Here is a 16985-nt window from a genome sequence, read left to right as displayed (position 1 = left end):
GAGGGAGAACGGACAATGGCCGACCCTAAGGGTTTTCTCAAGATCAACGAGCGGGAGGTGCCCCGGCACCGCCCGGTGGACGTCCGGATCCAGGACTGGCGCGAGGTCTATGAGGACTTCGAGCGCGGCAAGGTGGCCAAGCAGGCGTCGCGCTGCATGGACTGCGGCATCCCGTTCTGCCACAACGGCTGCCCGCTGGGCAACCTGATCCCCGAGTGGAACGACCTCGTCCACCGGCACGACTGGGGTGAGGCCATCGAGCGGCTGCACGCCACCAACAACTTCCCCGAGTTCACCGGGCGGCTCTGCCCGGCGCCGTGCGAGTCGGCGTGTGTGCTCGGCATCAACCAGCCCGCGGTGACCATCAAGAACATCGAGGTCTCCATCATCGACCGGGCCTGGGAGGAGGGCTGGGTCCGGCCGCAGCCGCCCAAGACGCGCACCGGTAAGAAGGTCGCCGTCGTCGGCTCCGGCCCGGCCGGGCTGGCGGCCGCCCAGCAGCTCACCCGCGCCGGCCACGACGTGACCGTCTACGAGCGGGCCGACCGCATCGGCGGGCTGCTGCGCTACGGCATCCCCGAGTTCAAGATGGAGAAGCGCCACATCGAGCGCCGCATCGGCCAGATGCGCGCCGAGGGCACGCACTTCCGCGCCGGGGTCGACATCGGCGTGGACATCAGCGCCGAGCGGTTGCGCGCCGAGCACGACGCGGTGCTGCTCGCCGGCGGCGCCACGGCATGGCGGGACCTGCCGGCGACCGGCCGCGAGCTCGACGGCATCCACCAGGCCATGGAGTACCTGCCGCTGGCCAACCGGGTGCAGGAGGGCGACGACGAGGCCCCGGCCATCAGCGCCGAGGGCAAGCACGTCATCGTCATCGGCGGCGGCGACACCGGCGCCGACTGCGTCGGCACCGCCCACCGCCAGGGCGCCGCGTCGGTCACCCAGCTCGAGATCATGCCCAAGCCGCCCGTAAGCCGGCCCGACAGCCAGCCGTGGCCGACCTACCCGATGCTGTACAAGGTCACCAGCGCCCACGAGGAGGGCGGCAAGCGCCTGTACTCGGTGAACACGCTGGAGTTCATCGGCGACGAGCAGGGCCGGGTCAAGGCGCTGAAGCTGGTCGACGTCGAGCGCACCGACTCCGGCTTCCAGCCGGTCGAGGGCACCGAGCGCGAGATCCCCGCCCAGCTCGTCACGCTCGCCATGGGCTTCGTCGGCCCGCAGAAGGAGGGCATGATCGAGCAGCTCGGCGTGGAGCTGGACGGGCGCGGCAACGTCGTGCGCGACGCCGACTACGCCACCAGCGTCGACGGCGTCTTCTGCGCCGGCGACATGGGCCGCGGCCAGTCGCTGATCGTGTGGGCGATCGCCGAGGGCCGCTCCGCGGCCGCCGGCGTCGACCGCCACCTGTCCGAGCGGACCAGTCTGCCCACGGCGATCCCGCCGACGGAGCGGCCGCTGGTGTAGCGGAGACCCGTGCGCGGGCCCCGGCCGACGACCCGTCCGCCGGGGTCCCGCCGCGTCCGCCCCCGGCCGGCGTTAGGAGCCGGCCGCCTCGGGTAGCGGGCCGGTTCGCGCGGCGCCGCGGCCGCGAGGAGGCGCCGCGGACGCCGGGCAGGCGAAACCGGGCAACGAGAAGGGGAAGCCATGACGAACCGACCCGACCCGTCCGCACCGCGGGAGCAGCAGAGCGGGCAGGACGAGGCCGCGCGGGACCGGCGCGGCGCGGACGGACCGCGGCGCTCCCCCGAGGAGGAGGCGCGGTTCGGCGGAGACCCGGGCATGACCCCGATCGACCACCCCTACGGCGGCCGTGGCGACACCTCGGAGGAAGCGGAGGAGACGGAGCAGCAGCCGGGGGAGTGGGAGAGCGACGACGACGTCGTCGAGGAGCGCTCGGACCGGCCCTACGGCAACGCCTAGTGTCCTGAGTCGTTGTTTCGGGGAGTATTGCTGTGCCGGGGGAGGGCGCTCAGGTCATCGGGTGGGGCCGGGGGATTCGCCGCTGCGGTCCTGACGGCATGGCCGGTGCCTGACGATCGGGTCCGTACAGGGGGTCGGCTGTCGCGGTGCGCGCAAGCCGCCGGCGGCGCAGCGGATCCGGGTCCCGGAAAGCCCGCCCCGCCCGCGAACGCGGCGGTCAGAGCCCGATGAGCGCCCCACCTCACACCAGATCGCCGGTGGGAGTCGGAGGGCTGTGGCCGCAGTTCTCCCGTTCACCACCGCATGACCCGGGAAGGCCGCCGTCAGCGCGCCGGCGGCGCGAAAGGTCGCCCCGCACGATCCCGTGCCGGTCGCCCGCCTCCCCAATGGGCCGGTGACCGCGAAAGCGGTGACCCGAGATCTCCCGCGCCGCCGGACGCTGCGCGCCGACAACAGCCCCACCAGGCCCGCAGGACCACGGCAGGACCTGGAAACAGCCCCGCCTTCCCCCATCAACGATCCGGGGCGGGCGGCGGAACCGGGAGGCGGCGGCAGCGGGCCCCGCGGCCGCGGGATGAGTAGAAGAACGGATACCGCGCGGTCTTCCCTGTGCATAGCGTTGGTGCCATGGGGTATCTGGTCCTGGGCGAGGCGGCGATGGCCGTGCACTTCGCGTTCCTCGCCTACGTGGCGGCCGGCGGATTCCTCGCCTGGCGGTGGCCCAGGGCGTTCTGGCCGCACCTGGCGTGCGCCGCCTACGGCCTCGGCATCGTCATCGTGGGTTGGACCTGTCCGCTCACCGTGGTCGAGCAGTGGGCGCGTACCCGCGCCGGGCACCAGGGGCTGCCGGAGGAGGGGTTCGTCGCCCACTACCTCACCGACGTCGTCTACCCCGAGCGCTACCTCCTGCACGTGCAGATCGCGGTGGCCGCCGTGGTCCTGCTCTCCTGGGCCGGCGCGGCCTGGCGAAGACGTGGCGCAACGAACGGCGAGAGGCCGAAGTTCCGCGAGCGCGTTAGGAAATCGTGAGGATTTCGGCCCGGATGGGAGCCCCTCGACCGGAAAATTAGTCGCTGAACTGCGAAAACGCCGGATCGAGCGGCTGAACCCGCCATGTTTGAGCCGAGGTCGGCAGGCGTATTTTCAGATTATGACCATGGTGACACCTGACACCCTGCACCTCGCCCAGCACTTCATCATGCGCAACGCCCGGCTGATCGACCGCTACCGCTTCGCCTTCTTCCAGAGCGGCCCGGCCGAGCCGGTCCGCAGCGTCCTCGCGGCCTACCGCAACGTCGACGGAGGCTACGGCAACGGCCTCGAACCCGACTTACGCGGGCACGGCAGCCAGCCGCAGGCCGCCGAAGCGGCCCTGCGCATCCTCGACGAACTCGGGCCCGTGCCCCGCGACATCGCCAGGCCCCTCTGCGCCCACCTCACCAGCATCACCCGCCCCGACGGAGGGCTGCCCCAGGTGCTGCCCAGCGTCCGGCACACCGAGGCCGCGCCGTGGTGGCGCGAACACGGCGACTTCACCGGCAGCCTCAACCCCACCGCGGCGATCGCCGGCCTGCTGCACAAGCACCACATCACCCACCCCTGGCGCGACCGGGCCACCGCGTTCTGCTGGACCCGCATCGCCGCGCTGCGCTGGACCAACCCCTACCAGGCGATCGCCGTGTGCACGTTCCTGCAGCACGCGCCCGACCGCACCCGGGCCAAGGCCGAGTTCGCCCGGCTGGCCCCGATGATCCGAGCGGTCATCCAGGTCGACCCCGACGCCACCGGGCACGTCCACACGCCGCTCGACCTCGCCGAGGACCCCGACCACATCGCGCGGGAGCTGTTCACCGACGCCCAGATCGACGCCCACCTGGACGCCCTCATCAGGGCCCAGGACGCCGACGGCGGCTGGCACTTCAACTGGGAGAGCTGGTGCCCCGCCACCGTCCCGGAGTGGCGCGGCCTCATCACCCTGCAGCGCCTGCGCACCCTGCGCGCCTACGGCCGCCTCGACGAGCGCGCCGAAGCCGAGCGTCCCGCCCCGTGAGCCACCGGGCGGGCCGCGCCCGGCGCACGCGCCCGCCCGGTTTCTCCGTCCCGCCGGGTGTGATCCCCCTCCCAAGTGCGACGTCACCGCCGTCGCCATGCGTAACGGGCGCCGCGCAGGGCAGAGGGCCCCACGGGGCCGAGCCGCCCCATGACGCACACGACGCCATGATCGACGAAGGGGACGTGGACACCATGGCCAACGAACTCAACGGCAGGACCATCGCCTTCCTCGCCGCGCCCGAAGGCACCGAGCAGGTCGAGCTCACCGAGCCCTGGAACGCGATCCTGGAGGCCGGCGGGACGCCCAAGCTGATCTCCACCTCCGGCGGCGAGATCCGGGGCTTCAACCACCTCGACAAGGGCGACACCTTCCCCGTCGACGCCACCGTCGACGAGGCCAGGGCCGGCGACTACACCGGTCTGGTGCTGCCCGGCGGCGTCGCCAACCCCGACTTCCTGCGGCAGAACGAGCGCGCCGTCGCATTCGTCAAGGAGTTCTTCGACACGGGCAAGCCCGTCGCGGCCATCTGCCACGCGCCGTGGACCCTGGTGGAGGCCGACGCGGTGCGCGACCGCAGGCTCACCTCGTTCCCGAGCCTGCGCACCGACATCACCAACGCCGGCGGGAACTGGGTGGACGAGGAGGTCGCCGTCTGCTCCGGTGGCGCCAACACCCTCGTCACCAGCCGCAAGCCCGACGACCTGCCCGCTTTCAACAAGACCGCGGTCGAAACCTTCGCGAAGTAGCCGGTTCACCGACGCCTACTCGCAACTTGGTTTAGACCAATCAACCGCCGGAACGCTCTAGAGTGTGTACTGTGACACGTCGAGCAAAAATCGTCGCGACCCTCGGCCCAGCCACATCGAGCCCGGAGACCATCCGCGCGCTCGTCGACGCCGGGCTGGACGTAGCGCGACTCAACCTCAGCCACGGTACTCACGAGGACCACCGCGCCAGTTACGAGAACGTGCGCGCGGCCGCGGCCGCCAGCGGCCGCAGCGTCGGAATCCTCGCCGACCTGCAGGGACCCAAGATCCGCCTGGGCACGTTCGCCGACGGCCCCATCGACCTGCACCCCGGTGACGAGTTCACGGTCACGGTCGACGACGTCTCCGGCGACAGGCACCGGGTGTCCACCACCTACAAGGGCCTGCCCGGAGACGTCCGGCCCGGCGACCGCGTCCTCATCGACGACGGCCGCGTCGTGCTGGAGTGCGTCAAGACCACCGGCGCCGACGTCCACACGCGCGTCCTCATCGGCGGCCAGGTCTCCAACCACAAGGGACTCAACCTTCCCGGTGTCTCCGTCGGCGTTCCCGCGCTGACCGACAAGGACGAGGAGGACCTGCGCTGGGCGCTGGCCCAGGGCGTCGACATGGTGGCGCTGTCGTTCGTGCGCAGCCCCGCCGACGCCGAGGACGTCCACAAGATCATGGACGAGGCGGGCGTGCGCGTGCCGCTCATCGCCAAGATCGAGAAGCCGCAGGCCGTCGAGCGCCTGCAGGACATCATCGAGGTCTTCGACGGCGTCATGGTCGCCCGCGGCGACCTCGGCGTCGAACTGCCGCTGGAGAACGTCCCGATGGTGCAGAAGCGCGCCATCGAACGCTGCCGCGACAAGGCCAAGCCGGTCATCGTCGCCACCCAGATGCTGGAGTCGATGATCAGCGCGCCCCGGCCCACCCGGGCCGAGGCCTCCGACGTCGCCAACGCCGTCCTCGACGGCGCCGACGCCGTCATGCTCTCCGGCGAGACCAGCGTCGGCCAGTACCCGATCGAGACCGTGCAGACCATGGCGCGGATCGTCGCGGCGGCCGAGCAGGAGTCCCTGCGGGCCTCGCACATCCTCAACCGGGTGCCCGAGACCACCGGCGGGGCCATCGCCCGCGCCGCGGCCGAGGTCGGGGCCACGGTCGACGCCAAGGCCCTGATCGCCTTCACCATGAGCGGCGAGACCGCGCGCCGGCTCGCCCGGTACCGCTCGCCCATCCCGCTGATGGCGTTCACCACCCAGGACGCCACCCGCTTCCAGCTCTCCCTCACCTGGGGGGTGGAGACCCACTGCGTTCCGTGGGTCGACCACACCGACGAGATGGTCCGCCAGGTCGAGAGCGAACTGCTGGAGATGGACCGCTACCAGAAGGGCGACAAGGTCGTCATCGTGGCCGGCAGCCCTCCGGGAACCCCGGGTTCCACCAACTCGCTGCGCGTCCACCGCATCGGCGACGCCATCGCCCACGGCAAGTAGCCGCCGGTCCCCGCTCCTCGGGCAGGCGCACCCGCGTCCACCCGGGGAGGGGCCGGGACGGGCTCCGCCGCACGGCCCCGGACGCGACCGACCGCCACGGGGCGGCGTCCCGGCCGTCCCCGCGCCGCGAGCGCCCCCGCCCGCACGGATGCGGGCGAAACCGGTCAGTGCGGCTGCGCGCTCGGCATCCCGTGCTCGGGTGTGACCCGCTCCAGCGGCATGTCCCACGGCAGCAGGTTCCACGGGCTGGCGGGGTCGGTCGTCAGCAGCCCCAGCGCCGTCCACACCCGGTCCGAATCGGCGTCGTCGGACCCGCCGCCGTGCCACATCAGGTACCCGCCGTGGAACGCCTCGGCGAGCTGCTGCCAGCCGGCGTAGCGGCGCTGCAGGTCCGAGGCGATCCGGCGCAGCAGGCTCTGCGTCTCCACCGGACTCAGCCAGTCCAGCGTCGCGCCGCCGCAGGCCAACCGGATCAGGTGCACCGACTTCCACCACTGGTAGGCACCGATCACCACGGTCTCGTCCGACTCGTCGACCCCGGTGATCTCACGCATCCGCGCCACCTGGCCGGGGGAGAGCAGGGCCGTCTCCTCCTCGCGCCGCCCCTCGGGAGCGCGGCTGCGGACGACGCCGGTGCGCAGGTCGACCACGAGATCGGCGCTGTGCCCGGTGTGCAGCTCCTCCCAGAGGCGGTCGACCGCGGCCAGCAGCGTCTCGCGGTCCACGACGCCCCACTCCGCCTCGAACACCTTCCGGTAGCGCCGGCGCAGTTGCGGCCGGGCCACCACGTCCCAGGGCTCGGCCAGCGCCACCCGGAACGGCGCCGCGACCGCCGCGGCCCAGCGCTCGGTGCTCAACGGGGCATCGGGCTCCTTGGTGCGCAGTGTGGGCGCCTCCCTGGCGCCGATCACCAGCTCGGCGAAGGACCCGGCGGCCAGCGCGACCACGGGCAGCAGGGCCCAACCGGGCTGGCCGACGGCGACGAGGACGACGGTGAACAGCGCGAGCGGGGCCATCAGCCAGGGCTGACGGCGCTTCGAGGCCCAGGCCACCACGGCCCAGGCCACGATCGCCAGTCCGCCCAGGACCCCGACCACCGCGGTGAACACCCGCCACTCCCTTCGCAAGGGATCGCAGCAGGTATAGACCACCCTGCCGCGCACCCACCCACAGCACTCCCGATTCCAGGATCGGCGACGGCGACCCGTCGAGGCGACCAAAGCAACGTGTTGTGTTCAGGTTGTAGCCGTGATGTGACCGCCCGGCTGAACGAGTATCAGCGTTTGGGGCCGATGAACTCGTCCATCCGGGCGACGGAGGCACGTTGGGCGACGGAGAGGTTCTTGGCGTTGGCCATCTTCCACTCGATACCGAGCTGGTCGAGGACGAAGCCGCAGAGCTCCATGATGTCCCTGGACACGTTGGAGAAGAAGTATCTCGGGTACTCGTACCGCCTGGCCTCGCCGGCGACCGTGCGCCTGATCCGGTTGGTGATGCGACAGCCGTCGGAATGGAAGAGCCCGCGGAGGAAGTCCTCGGGATACCGGTCGACGATGTCGCACTGCCATGGGGCGAGTTCGATCCTGCGCAGGTGTTTCATTCCGGGGCCGTGCTGGGGGAAGTAGCAGGGCCAGTGCTTCCAACGCGCGGTGACCTCCTTGCAGCCCTCCCTGTTGAGGACGCTGACCTTGTGCCCCGGGAGCACGGCTTCGAGCGTGTCGACGCACTCCTCGATCAAACCGGGCCAGGCGTCCGCGCAGGCGATGCGGAGCGCCCAGATCTTTTTCGCCCGGTCGCCGACGTAGCTGATGTAACCGTCACCGAGATAAAGGCCGAGGAGGTAACTGTAAGCGGGCTGCGGTTCGGGCGGTTGGGGAATGGGCGCGCACCGAACACAGGGTTCAGATGCGCGTTCGACACGATCCGGATGGAGGATCCAATCGCGGATGGCCGCGCGGGAGATGCCGGTCTGTCGACTCACCTCGCTGATGGAGAGCCCGGATCGGTGAAGGGAGGTCGCCTGCCGGCGGATATGGCGTGAGTACATGCTTCAAGCATGCGGGAATAGTGCGAACGAGTGTTCGATATCCACAGGTGTCATCTGGTGGACGCCTGAGTGGGCCGCCAACAAAAAATGCCGTCCGAAGGGCGGCCAGTTATCGAACCTGCTGTTTGTGCCCTGGGTGGGATTCGAACCCACACTACGCGCCTTTTGAGGGCGCCGACTCTGCCGGTTGGTCTACCAGGGCTTTTCTGATCTGTCAAACGAATCGGGGAAATTACTGGCGTGCGTTTTTCCGAATCGTCATCAACTGGTCGTGCCGCCGACTCGGCAGGCGTAGGCCCCACGCAGTGCACCCAATCGTAGCGGATCTCGGTACGCTCTTGTTCGTGACGCAGACGCAGAGCCGCGTGGTGATCGCGGAAGACGAGGCCCTGATCCGACTGGACCTCAAGGAGATGCTTGAGGAAGACGGCTATGCCGTCGTGGGGGAGGCCGGTGACGGCGAGACCGCGGTGCGTCTCGCCGGCGAGCTCAAACCCGACCTCGTCATCCTGGATATCAAGATGCCCGTGCTCGACGGCATCTCCGCCGCCGAGCGCATCGCGGCGGAGCGCATCGCGCCCGTCGTCATCCTGACCGCTTTCTCCCAGCGCGAGCTGGTCGAGCGGGCGCGCGACGCCGGGGCGATGGCCTACCTGGTCAAGCCGTTCAACAAGACCGACCTCGTGCCGGCCATCGAGATGGCGGTCAGCCGCTACGCCGAGCTCGCCGCGCTGGAGGCCGAGGTCAGCGGGCTCACCGACCGGCTGGAGACCCGCAAGCTGGTCGAGCGCGCCAAGGGCCTGCTGCAGAGCAGGCACGGCCTGAGCGAGCCCGAGGCGTTCCGCTGGATCCAGAAGAACTCCATGGACCGCCGGCTGACCATGCGCAAGGTCGCCGAGACCGTCATCGAGACGCTCGCCGAAGAGTAGTGGCAGCCGTCGGTCACCGACGGCACTCGGCGCGCGTCAACCGGTCACGAGGGCCCCATCGCCGCAGCGTGGGGCCCTTTCTCGTGTCCGGGCGGATCGACGCGCGGCCGGGGCGTCAACCGTGCCGGTGTACCGATCCGGTCACGGATGCGCACAAAGCAATGACGTTTGGATCACGTGGCTTTAGGCATGCTGAAGAACCAGGGTAAACCGGGCTAAACTCACGCCACCTGTTAGCAAACGGCCGGCCCCGGGGCACTTCTCCCGGTGCCGCATTCTCAGATGCGCAAGGAGCGCGCGTGCGCAGACGCCTCGTGACTGTGCTGCTCGCCGTGATCGCCGCCATCCTGGCGATCCCGGCCGTGGCGGTGGCAGACGATCAGGGCGGTGAGACGCTCAACGGTCAGATCCGTAACCCGGAAGCCGTCGAAGGCCTCGACATCACGGTTTTCCAGGGGGACGAGGAGATCGGGACGGCGACCACCGACCCTGACGGAAATTGGGAAGTGGAGTTGCCCGGACCGGGCGACTACCGCATTGTCCTGGACCAAGAGTCCGTACCCGACGAGTACGTCGTCGCGGAGAGGCCCGGCGCCGAGCACGACGATGTCGAGGTCCGCGAAGGCCAGCAGCGGGTGGTGATCTTCAATCTGGCCCTCCCCGGCGAGGAGGGGAGCGAGTCCGCCTCGCCCAGCGCCTCCGCCGATGAGGAGGAGGGCGGGCAGGACGCCGGTGGCGCCGATGATCCCCAGGGTGCGGAGGAGGGGGTCACCACGGCCCCCGGTGTCAGCGAGGGGACCCCGTTCGGCACCAAGCTCGTCCAGCTGACCGTGGCCGGGTTGGTCTTCGGCCTGATCATCGCGATCTCGGCGATCGGCCTGTCGCTGATCTTCGGCACCACTCGGATGATCAACTTCGCCCACGGCGACATGGTCACGTTCGGGTCCATGATGGCCCTGCTGTTCAGCACCGGTTCGGTGTTCGACGACGTCCCGCTCGTCGTCGCCGCGCTGATCGCGGTGGTGCTGGGCGCGCTGCTCGGCGCGGGGCTGGAGGCGTTCCTCTGGCGGCCGCTGCGCAAGCGCAACGTCGCGCTGATCCAGATGTTCATCGTCTCGATCGGTGTCGCGCTGCTGCTGCGCCACCTGCTGCTGGTGTATTTCGGCGGCAGCCGGCAGCCCTACGACGAGTTCCAGCTGCAGGAGTCGCTGCGTCTGGGCCCGGTCACGATCACCCCGCGCGACCTGACGATCGTGCTGCTGTCCGTGGTCGTCCTGATCGCCGTGGGCTGCCTGCTGCAGTTCACCCGGATCGGCAAGGCGATGCGCGCGGTCTCGGACAACCGGGACCTCGCGGAGTCCTCCGGCATCAACGTCGACCGGGTGACGCTCTACGTGTGGGGGCTGGGCGGCGCGCTGTCCGCGCTGGGCGGCGTCTTCTACGGCCTGAACCAGACCGTGTACTGGCAGATGGGCTTCCACCTGCTGCTGCTGATGTTCGCCGCGGTGATCCTGGGCGGTCTGGGCACCGCCTACGGCGCGATGGTGGGCGGCCTGGTCATCGGTCTGGTCGCGCAGCTTTCGACACTGTGGTTCCCGGCGGAGCTGATGAACGCCTGGGCGCTGACGATCATGATCATCGTGCTGCTGGTCCGGCCGCAGGGCATCCTGGGCCGCCGCGAGCGGGTCGGTTAGGAGACGGACGATGGACTTCATCTTTATCCTGACCACCGCCCTGGAGACGGCGATCGGTCCCATCGCGGCGGTCTACGCGCTCGCGGCGATCGGCCTGAACATGCACTTCGGCTACACCGGGCTGCTCAACTTCGGTCAGGTCGGCTTCATGCTGGTCGGCGCCTACGGCGTGGCGGTCAGCGTCACGACCTTCGACCTGCCGCTGTGGGTGGGCTTCCTGGCCGGCATCGGCTGCGCGGTCGTGCTGGCGCTGCTGCTGGGCATTCCGACCCTGCGGCTGCGGACCGACTACCTGGCGATCTCGACGATCGCGGTCGCCGAGGTGGCCCGGCTGGTCTACCGCGCCTCGTTCGCCCAGGACATCACCGGCGGCGTCTACGGCCTCCAGGGTTTCGCCGACGGCTTCTACGCCCTCAGCCCCTTCTCGGGTACCTACGGGATCGGCGGCGTCTCCTTCTCGTCGCGCGACATGTGGCTGATGACGGTGACGTGGGGGCTGGTCGTCCTGGCCAGCCTGGTGATGTGGATGCTGATCCACAGCCCCTGGGGCCGGGTCATCAAGGGCATCCGCGAGGACGAGGAGGCCGTGCGCAGCCTCGGCAAGAACGTCTTCGCCTACAAGATGCAGAGCCTGGTGCTGGGCGGCGTGTTCGGCGCGCTGGCCGGCGCGATGATCGCGCTGAACCAGCAGACCGTCACCGCGGACCAGTTCATGCCGCAGGTGACGTTCTACCTGTGGGCGATGCTGCTGCTCGGCGGCGCGGGCCGCACGCTCGGCCCGGTGATCGGCGCGGTGTCGCTGTGGTTCCTGCTGACCGTGTTCGACGAACTGCTCCGGGCGCTGGCCGCCTCGGGCGCGCTGCCGTTCCTGCAGAGTTCGGACGCCGGTGTGCTGCGCCACGCCGCTGTGGGGCTCGCGCTGCTGCTGCTGATCGTGTACCGGCCGCAGGGAATCGTCGGCAACCGCAAGGAGATGCTGGTCAATGTCAAGTGAGCCGACCACGGCCGGCCGGATGGCCGGCGTCGAACCCGCTCCCGGTGTCGCCAAGCCCGACCCCATCCTGAAGGCGAGCGGCGTGCGGCGCTCCTTCGGCGGCCTGACAGCGGTGGACGTGCAGCACCTGGAGGTGCAGCGCGGCACCATCACGGCGCTGATCGGCCCCAACGGCGCCGGCAAGTCGACCCTGTTCAACCTGCTCACCGGCTTCGATCGGGTGGACGCGGGGCAGTGGTCCTTCAACGGCCACCGCCTGAACGGGGTGAGCGGCCACAAGGTCGCCCGCCGGGGCATGGTGCGCACGTTCCAGCTCACCAAGGCGCTGACTCGGCTCACCGTCATGGACAACATGCTCCTGGCGGCGCAGGGGCAGGTCGGTGAGCGGATGTGGGGCGCGTTCCTGCGCCCGCTCTGGGGCGCCCGGGAGCGCGCGAACGTGCAGCGGGCCGAGGCGCTGCTGGAGCGGTTCAAGCTGCTGGCCAAGCGCGACGAGATGGCGGGCAGCCTCTCCGGCGGGCAGCGCAAGCTGCTGGAGATGGCGCGCTCGCTGATGGTGAATCCCTCCATGATCATGCTGGACGAGCCGATGGCCGGGGTGAACCCGGCGCTGGTGCAGTCGCTGCTGGGGCACATCACGGCGCTGCGCGACGAGGGCGTGACGGTGCTGTTCGTCGAGCACGACATGGACGTGATCATGGGCATCAGCGACTGGATCGTGGTGCTGGCCCAGGGCAAGGTGATCGCGGAGGGCTGCCCGGAGGACATCCGGTCCAACCGGGAGGTCATCGACGCCTACCTGGGCGCGCAGCACGACGAGCCGGGCGACGGCGCCGAGGAGGAGCGATGAGCGAGAACCCCGAGAAGCCGGAGAGGGCCGAGGCCGCCGAGGAGCCCGCTGTGGCGCCGGAGGAGTCGGTCGAGGCCCATCAGCAGGCGCGCGAGGAGGTGCTCGAGCACGCCGGCGCCGAGGCCGCCGATCCGGAGGAGTACCTGCTGGTCGCCGACGAGGTGGTGTCGGGCTACGTGCCCGAGGTCAACATCCTCGACGGCTGCACGCTGACGCTGGCCGAGGGCGAGGTCGTCGGCGTCATCGGGCCGAACGGCGCGGGCAAGTCCACGTTGATCAAGACGATCTTCGGGCTGATCCCGGTGCGCGAGGGTTCGCTGATGCTGCGCGGCTCCAGCATCGCCAACCTCACGGCGCACGAGCTGGTGTCGCGCGGGGTGGGCTACGTCCCGCAGACGCAGAACGTGTTCCCGACGCTGACGGTGGAGGAGAACCTGGAGATGGGCGCCTATCTGCGCCCGTCGCTGTTCGCCAAGCGCTTCGCCGTCGTCGCCGACCTGTTCCCCCTGCTGGCGCAGCGGCGCAGGCAGAAGGCCGGGGCGCTGTCGGGCGGTGAGCGCCAGATGGTGGCGATGGGCCGGGCGCTGATGATGGAGCCGTCGGTGCTGCTGCTGGACGAGCCCACGGCCGGGCTGTCGCCGATCTACCAGGACGAGGTGTTCCAGCGGGTCAGGCAGATCAACTCCACCGGCGTCTCGGTGGTCATGGTGGAGCAGAACGCGCGGCGCTGCCTGCAGATCTGCGACCGCGGCTACGTGCTGGACCAGGGCCGCAACGCCTACACCGGCACCGGCGCGGAACTGCTGCACGACCCCAACGTCATCGAGCTGTACCTGGGGACGCTGGCCAAGGCCTGATCCGTCGGCGCCTCCTTCGTCCGATAAGGGGCCCCGGGACCGAACGAGGTCCCGGGGCCCCTTATCGCGCGTCCGCGGTCCGGCGGACCGCTGAGAACCGCGGCGGCCGGGCGGTGCTGTCCGCCGTCCTTGGCCACTGGGGTCTTCTCCGGCTCTTCCCGGGGCGGGCCTTCACCACCCGCTGGAATCAGGGCCCCGGCCTTCTGAGGCCGGAGGTGGGGAGCCGGCGCCCGGTGAAGGGAGCCGGAGGAGGGAACGGGGCCCGCCCGGCACGCGAACGCGCCCCCGGGCCAGGGCCCGGGGGCGCGTCCTGGGGGGCGTCCCTCCCCGCCGTGTCCGCTGCTGCGCTACTCCACGGTCCCCTCAGGGGTGGTCTCCACGAAGTCCTGCGCTTCGTGGGTGCCGTCCTCGGCGAAGCCGTAGATCATGATGGAGGCCACGGTCACGTCGCCGTTCTCGTCGAAGTCGAGCGGGCCGCTGGCGCCCTGGTAGTCGACCGTCCCGCCCTCGGCGAGGATGTCGCGGCACTCGGCGAAGCCCGTGCACTGCTCATCGCCCTGGGTCACGGCGGTCATCTGGTCGACGTAGACCGCGGGATCGGTGCTCTCCGCGGCCTCGGCGGCGAGCGCGATCACCATCGCGCAGTCGTAGACCTGCGGCGCGTACTGGAAGACCTCCAGGTCGGGGTCGAACTCCGTCAGGCCCTCATCGAACTCGGGGTTGTCCACGCCGGGCGCGGTGCCCTGGAATCCGGAGACGACCCCGGGGTCGCCGGAGTCCACGAGCTCGCCGAGGTTCTCGTTGTTGAGGCCGTCCGCGCTGTACATCTGGCTGGGCTCCATGCCCTCTTCGATCAGCCCGGTGATGATCTGGACGCCCTCTTCGAAGGAGACCATGACGACCGCGTCGGCGTCGGAGTTGGAGACCTGCTGGATGACGGAGTCGAAGTTGGTGCCCATGGGGTCGTAGCTCTCGTTCAGCACGACCTCGGCGCCGTTCTCCTCCAGCGAGGTGGCGACGGATTCGGCCAGGCCCTGGCCGTAGTCGTCGGCGCGGTAGACGACGGCGACGCTCTGGTTGCCGTCGTCGACGACCTTCTGGCCGAGGACCGGGCCCTGCAGCAGGTCGCTGGGGGCGGTGCGGAAGTAGTAACCGCCGTCGTCGTAGGTGCTCAGGTCGGGCGCGGTGTTGGAGCCGGAGCACTGGACGACCTCGGCGCCGGTGACCCGGTCGATGATCGCCATGGTCATGCCCGACGCGGCGGCGCCGAGGACGGCGTCGACGTCCTGGTCGAGCAGGCGGCCGGCCGCGTCGTTGGCCTGGGCGGCGTCGTTGGCCTCGTCACCGGCGAGGATGCCGGGCAGCTCCTGGTCGAGCACGCCGCCGGCCTCGTTGATCTCCTGGATGGCGTACTTGGCCGCACTGATCTGGGGCGGGCCGAGGAACGACAGGTCGCCCGTCTCGGGGAAGACGTAACCGAACTGGAGCGGGTCTCCCTCTCCTCCGTCGTTACCGCCGCCGCCTCCGCCGCCGCACGCGGTCAATCCGAGGGCCAGGGCCGCGGCCATGGCCGTGAGGCTGAGGGCCTTCTTGCTTGGCATTCAGGTCTCTCCGTTCAACCGGCGTCAAACGCGCTTGGTCAACCACGCAACGCCCGGGTCGTCTTGTGGACGACCCTGCTTAACCGAGGGCGTTAGCGGAGCTTAATCACGGAGCGTCCTGTTCAGGAAGATCGCACCGATGGTCGGTGCCGAGTCGGGTTCATGCTGTTACTTACCCGTAGTCATCGCGTGCGGCAGAAATCCCAGTTCAACTGGGCTTTGTACGCAAGGTCGCCGTTGCGTCGCCTTGCGTGTCCGGTCGGCGCGCTCGGCCGCGGCCCCGGCGGTCGCCGGAGGGTGGTGACCCAGTGTCAGGGCCGGCTGCGCCGCCGCGTCGGCTAGGCCATCGCGACGAGGGCCGTGAGGACCGGGGCGACGAGCAGGGCGGGCAGCAGGTCGGCGACCGGCAGCGAGCGGATGCGCAGCAGCCGCAGCGCGACCCCCACCAGCAGCAGGCCGCCGGTCGCGGTGAGCGCCGCGATGTGGGAGTCGGGCAGGAAGCTGCCCAGGACCACGCCCAGCAGGGTGAAGGCGCCCTGGTAGACCAGCACCGGCGCGGCGGAGGCCATGACGCCGACGCCCAGCGCCGCGGCGAAGGCGACGGCGGCGAACCCGTCGAGGGCGGCCTTGAGCGCGAGCTGGTCGATGCCGTTGCCCAGCCCGTCGCTGATCGCGCCGAGGATCGCCAGCGGGCCGACCAGGAAGACCAGGGATGAGCTGACGAACCCCTCGACGAAGCGCTGTGGTCCGGCCGGGGGCGCGGAAGGCTCCGGCGCGGGCGGCTCCGGTGCGGCCTGGGCCTCGGCGGCCCCCGCCTCGCCCGCGGCGACGGGCTGCCGGGTGAGCCTGCGCCGCAGCAGGTGGCCCAGGTCCTCCAGCCGGTCCTCCAGGCGCAGCAGCGAGCCGATGACCCCGCCGATGAGCAGGGAGGCCAGGACGATGAGGGTGGGGGCGGCCGAGCCCACCGCCGCGGCCAGCCCCGGGTCGAGCACCTCGGCCGCGTTCATCGCGGCGATCAGCAGGACCACCAGTCCCAGGGCCCCGGTCACGACCTCGCGGGTGCGTTCGGGCAGCCGGCCGCCCAGGGCCATGCCCAGCCCGGAGCCGGCGACGATCGCGGCGACGTTGATGAGCGTGCCGAGTCCCGGCATCGAGTCCTCCTGATCCCTGGTGTGCCCGGCCCTGGTGCGCCGCGCGTACGCCGCACTCTCAGGCGGTCGGCGCGTCGCGCAGCATGCAGGTCAGGCGCGCGGTGCACACCCGCCCGCCGTTGTCGTCGGTGATGGTGATGTCCCAGGTCGCCAGGGTCCGGCCGAGGTGGACGGGGACGGCGACGCCGGTGACGTGGCCGCTGGTCGCGCTGCGGTGGTGCGTGGCGTTGATCTCGATGCCCATGGCGATGCGGCCCTCCCCGGCGTGGATCATCGAGCCGACGGAGCCGAGTGTCTCGGCGAGCACGCACGAGGCGCCCCCGTGCAGCAGCCCGAAGGGCTGGGTGTTGCCCTTGACCGGGATCCGCCCGACCATGCGCTCGACGGAGGCCTCCAGGATCTCCAGTCCCATCTGCCTGCCGAGATCGCCGCCAGAGGCCCCCGGGTCGGTCATGATCTCGTCGAGCCGCCGGGCGTCCAGCGCCATCGCGCACCTTCTCTCGTCTTGTCGGCCCTCCGGCCGGCCGCGCCCCGCCCCTCGGCGCCGACCGCTTGGTCGGCGCACCGCGGGCGCCGCGGGCGCCGCGGGCGTCCGGGTCCGTCCGGACGTGCCGGACGTGATTGCGGCGGGCACG

The 16985-nt window shown here is 70.6% G+C and carries 16 protein-coding genes and 1 tRNA gene; 11 read left to right on the top strand and 6 right to left on the bottom strand.

Features of this window, described 5'->3' with window-relative positions:
• The first annotated feature begins 15 nt into the window (after positions 1–15).
• The 6 genes from HDA32_RS18065 (at position 16) to pyk (ending at position 6227) form a co-directional block, all read left to right on the top strand.
• Positions 16–1470 carry a glutamate synthase subunit beta gene (locus tag HDA32_RS18065; RefSeq protein WP_179644299.1) on the top strand — a complete coding sequence of 485 codons (1455 nt, stop codon included), beginning with the start codon at positions 16–18 and terminating at the stop codon, positions 1468–1470.
• Between the two features lie 180 nt (positions 1471–1650).
• A complete protein-coding gene (locus HDA32_RS18060) occupies positions 1651–1926 on the top strand; it encodes a hypothetical protein (protein WP_179644298.1) in 276 nt (91 codons plus the stop codon).
• Between the two features lie 627 nt (positions 1927–2553).
• Complete coding sequence (locus HDA32_RS18055) at positions 2554–2955, top strand: DUF2784 domain-containing protein (protein WP_179644297.1); 402 nt, start codon at positions 2554–2556, stop codon at positions 2953–2955.
• Positions 2956–3085: 130 nt separating this feature from the next.
• Entirely contained in the window at positions 3086–3976 is an 891-nt protein-coding gene (locus tag HDA32_RS18050) for a prenyltransferase (RefSeq protein WP_179646778.1), read from the top strand.
• Between the two features lie 194 nt (positions 3977–4170).
• A complete protein-coding gene (locus HDA32_RS18045; RefSeq protein WP_179646777.1) occupies positions 4171–4725 on the top strand; it encodes a type 1 glutamine amidotransferase domain-containing protein in 555 nt (184 codons plus the stop codon).
• Between the two features lie 71 nt (positions 4726–4796).
• Entirely contained in the window at positions 4797–6227 is a 1431-nt protein-coding gene (pyk, locus tag HDA32_RS18040; RefSeq protein ID WP_179644296.1) for a pyruvate kinase, read from the top strand.
• Between the two features lie 164 nt (positions 6228–6391).
• On the opposite strand, the gene HDA32_RS18035 is transcribed toward pyk, so the two are convergent.
• The 3 genes from HDA32_RS18035 to HDA32_RS18025 form a co-directional block, all read right to left on the bottom strand.
• Positions 6392–7336, bottom strand: coding sequence for a DUF1266 domain-containing protein (locus HDA32_RS18035; RefSeq protein WP_179644295.1), 945 nt, complete (start codon positions 7334–7336; stop codon positions 6392–6394).
• A gap of 167 nt (positions 7337–7503) precedes the next feature.
• A complete protein-coding gene (locus HDA32_RS31855) occupies positions 7504–7965 on the bottom strand; it encodes a hypothetical protein (RefSeq protein ID WP_312863233.1) in 462 nt (153 codons plus the stop codon).
• Between the two features lie 437 nt (positions 7966–8402).
• Positions 8403–8476, bottom strand: a tRNA-Leu gene (locus tag HDA32_RS18025).
• Between the two features lie 163 nt (positions 8477–8639).
• Here HDA32_RS18025 and HDA32_RS18020 point away from each other — a divergent pair.
• From HDA32_RS18020 to HDA32_RS18000, 5 genes are all read left to right on the top strand, one after another.
• Positions 8640–9203 carry an ANTAR domain-containing response regulator gene (locus HDA32_RS18020; RefSeq protein ID WP_179646776.1) on the top strand — a complete coding sequence of 188 codons (564 nt, stop codon included), beginning with the start codon at positions 8640–8642 and terminating at the stop codon, positions 9201–9203.
• 299 nt (positions 9204–9502) lie between these two features.
• Positions 9503–10897, top strand: a complete 1395-nt coding sequence (locus tag HDA32_RS18015) for a branched-chain amino acid ABC transporter permease (RefSeq protein ID WP_179644293.1) — start codon at positions 9503–9505, stop codon at positions 10895–10897.
• 10 nt (positions 10898–10907) lie between these two features.
• Positions 10908–11891, top strand: coding sequence for a branched-chain amino acid ABC transporter permease (locus HDA32_RS18010; RefSeq protein WP_179644292.1), 984 nt, complete (start codon positions 10908–10910; stop codon positions 11889–11891).
• Positions 11881–12741, top strand: a complete 861-nt coding sequence (locus tag HDA32_RS18005) for an ABC transporter ATP-binding protein (protein WP_246334406.1) — start codon at positions 11881–11883, stop codon at positions 12739–12741. Before HDA32_RS18010 ends, HDA32_RS18005 begins: the two co-directional genes overlap by 11 nt.
• Positions 12738–13598 carry an ABC transporter ATP-binding protein gene (locus tag HDA32_RS18000; RefSeq protein WP_179644291.1) on the top strand — a complete coding sequence of 287 codons (861 nt, stop codon included), beginning with the start codon at positions 12738–12740 and terminating at the stop codon, positions 13596–13598. The genes HDA32_RS18005 and HDA32_RS18000 overlap by 4 nt, the downstream gene beginning before the upstream one ends.
• Before the next feature lie 347 nt (positions 13599–13945).
• Here the strand turns inward: HDA32_RS18000 and HDA32_RS17995 are convergent, their stop codons facing one another.
• The 3 genes from HDA32_RS17995 to HDA32_RS17985 all read right to left on the bottom strand — a co-directional run bounded on the left by HDA32_RS17995 (position 13946) and on the right by HDA32_RS17985 (position 16837).
• On the bottom strand, positions 13946–15199 hold the full coding sequence (locus HDA32_RS17995; protein WP_179644290.1) for an ABC transporter substrate-binding protein: 1254 nt from the start codon (positions 15197–15199) through the stop codon (positions 13946–13948).
• A gap of 338 nt (positions 15200–15537) precedes the next feature.
• Positions 15538–16350, bottom strand: a complete 813-nt coding sequence (locus tag HDA32_RS17990; RefSeq protein ID WP_179644289.1) for a DUF554 domain-containing protein — start codon at positions 16348–16350, stop codon at positions 15538–15540.
• A gap of 58 nt (positions 16351–16408) precedes the next feature.
• Positions 16409–16837: a PaaI family thioesterase gene (locus HDA32_RS17985; protein ID WP_179644288.1), complete on the bottom strand. Its 429-nt coding sequence runs from the start codon at positions 16835–16837 to the stop codon at positions 16409–16411.
• Between the last annotated feature and the right edge of the window lie 148 nt (positions 16838–16985).

The organism is Spinactinospora alkalitolerans (assembly GCF_013408795.1).
In the GTDB taxonomy this organism is placed as follows: Bacteria; Actinomycetota; Actinomycetes; order Streptosporangiales; family Streptosporangiaceae; genus Spinactinospora; species Spinactinospora alkalitolerans.
This window is presented reverse-complemented; position numbering and strand designations above follow the sequence as displayed.

Bases quoted from the DNA above. Each gene is read 5' to 3' on its own strand.
- HDA32_RS18065 (WP_179644299.1), top strand. From the start codon at position 16: ATGGCCGACCCTAAGGGTTTTCTCAAGATCAACGAGCGGGAGGTGCCC.
- HDA32_RS18010 (WP_179644292.1), top strand. From the start codon at position 10,908: ATGGACTTCATCTTTATCCTGACCACCGCCCTGGAGACGGCGATCGGT.
- HDA32_RS17985 (WP_179644288.1), bottom strand. From the start codon at position 16,837: ATGGCGCTGGACGCCCGGCGGCTCGACGAGATCATGACCGACCCGGGG.
- HDA32_RS18055 (WP_179644297.1), top strand. From the start codon at position 2,554: ATGGGGTATCTGGTCCTGGGCGAGGCGGCGATGGCCGTGCACTTCGCG.
- HDA32_RS17990 (WP_179644289.1), bottom strand. From the start codon at position 16,350: ATGCCGGGACTCGGCACGCTCATCAACGTCGCCGCGATCGTCGCCGGC.
- HDA32_RS17995 (WP_179644290.1), bottom strand. From the start codon at position 15,199: ATGCCAAGCAAGAAGGCCCTCAGCCTCACGGCCATGGCCGCGGCCCTG.
- HDA32_RS18060 (WP_179644298.1), top strand. From the start codon at position 1,651: ATGACGAACCGACCCGACCCGTCCGCACCGCGGGAGCAGCAGAGCGGG.
- HDA32_RS18045 (WP_179646777.1), top strand. From the start codon at position 4,171: ATGGCCAACGAACTCAACGGCAGGACCATCGCCTTCCTCGCCGCGCCC.
- HDA32_RS18005 (WP_246334406.1), top strand. From the start codon at position 11,881: ATGTCAAGTGAGCCGACCACGGCCGGCCGGATGGCCGGCGTCGAACCC.
- HDA32_RS18000 (WP_179644291.1), top strand. From the start codon at position 12,738: ATGAGCGAGAACCCCGAGAAGCCGGAGAGGGCCGAGGCCGCCGAGGAG.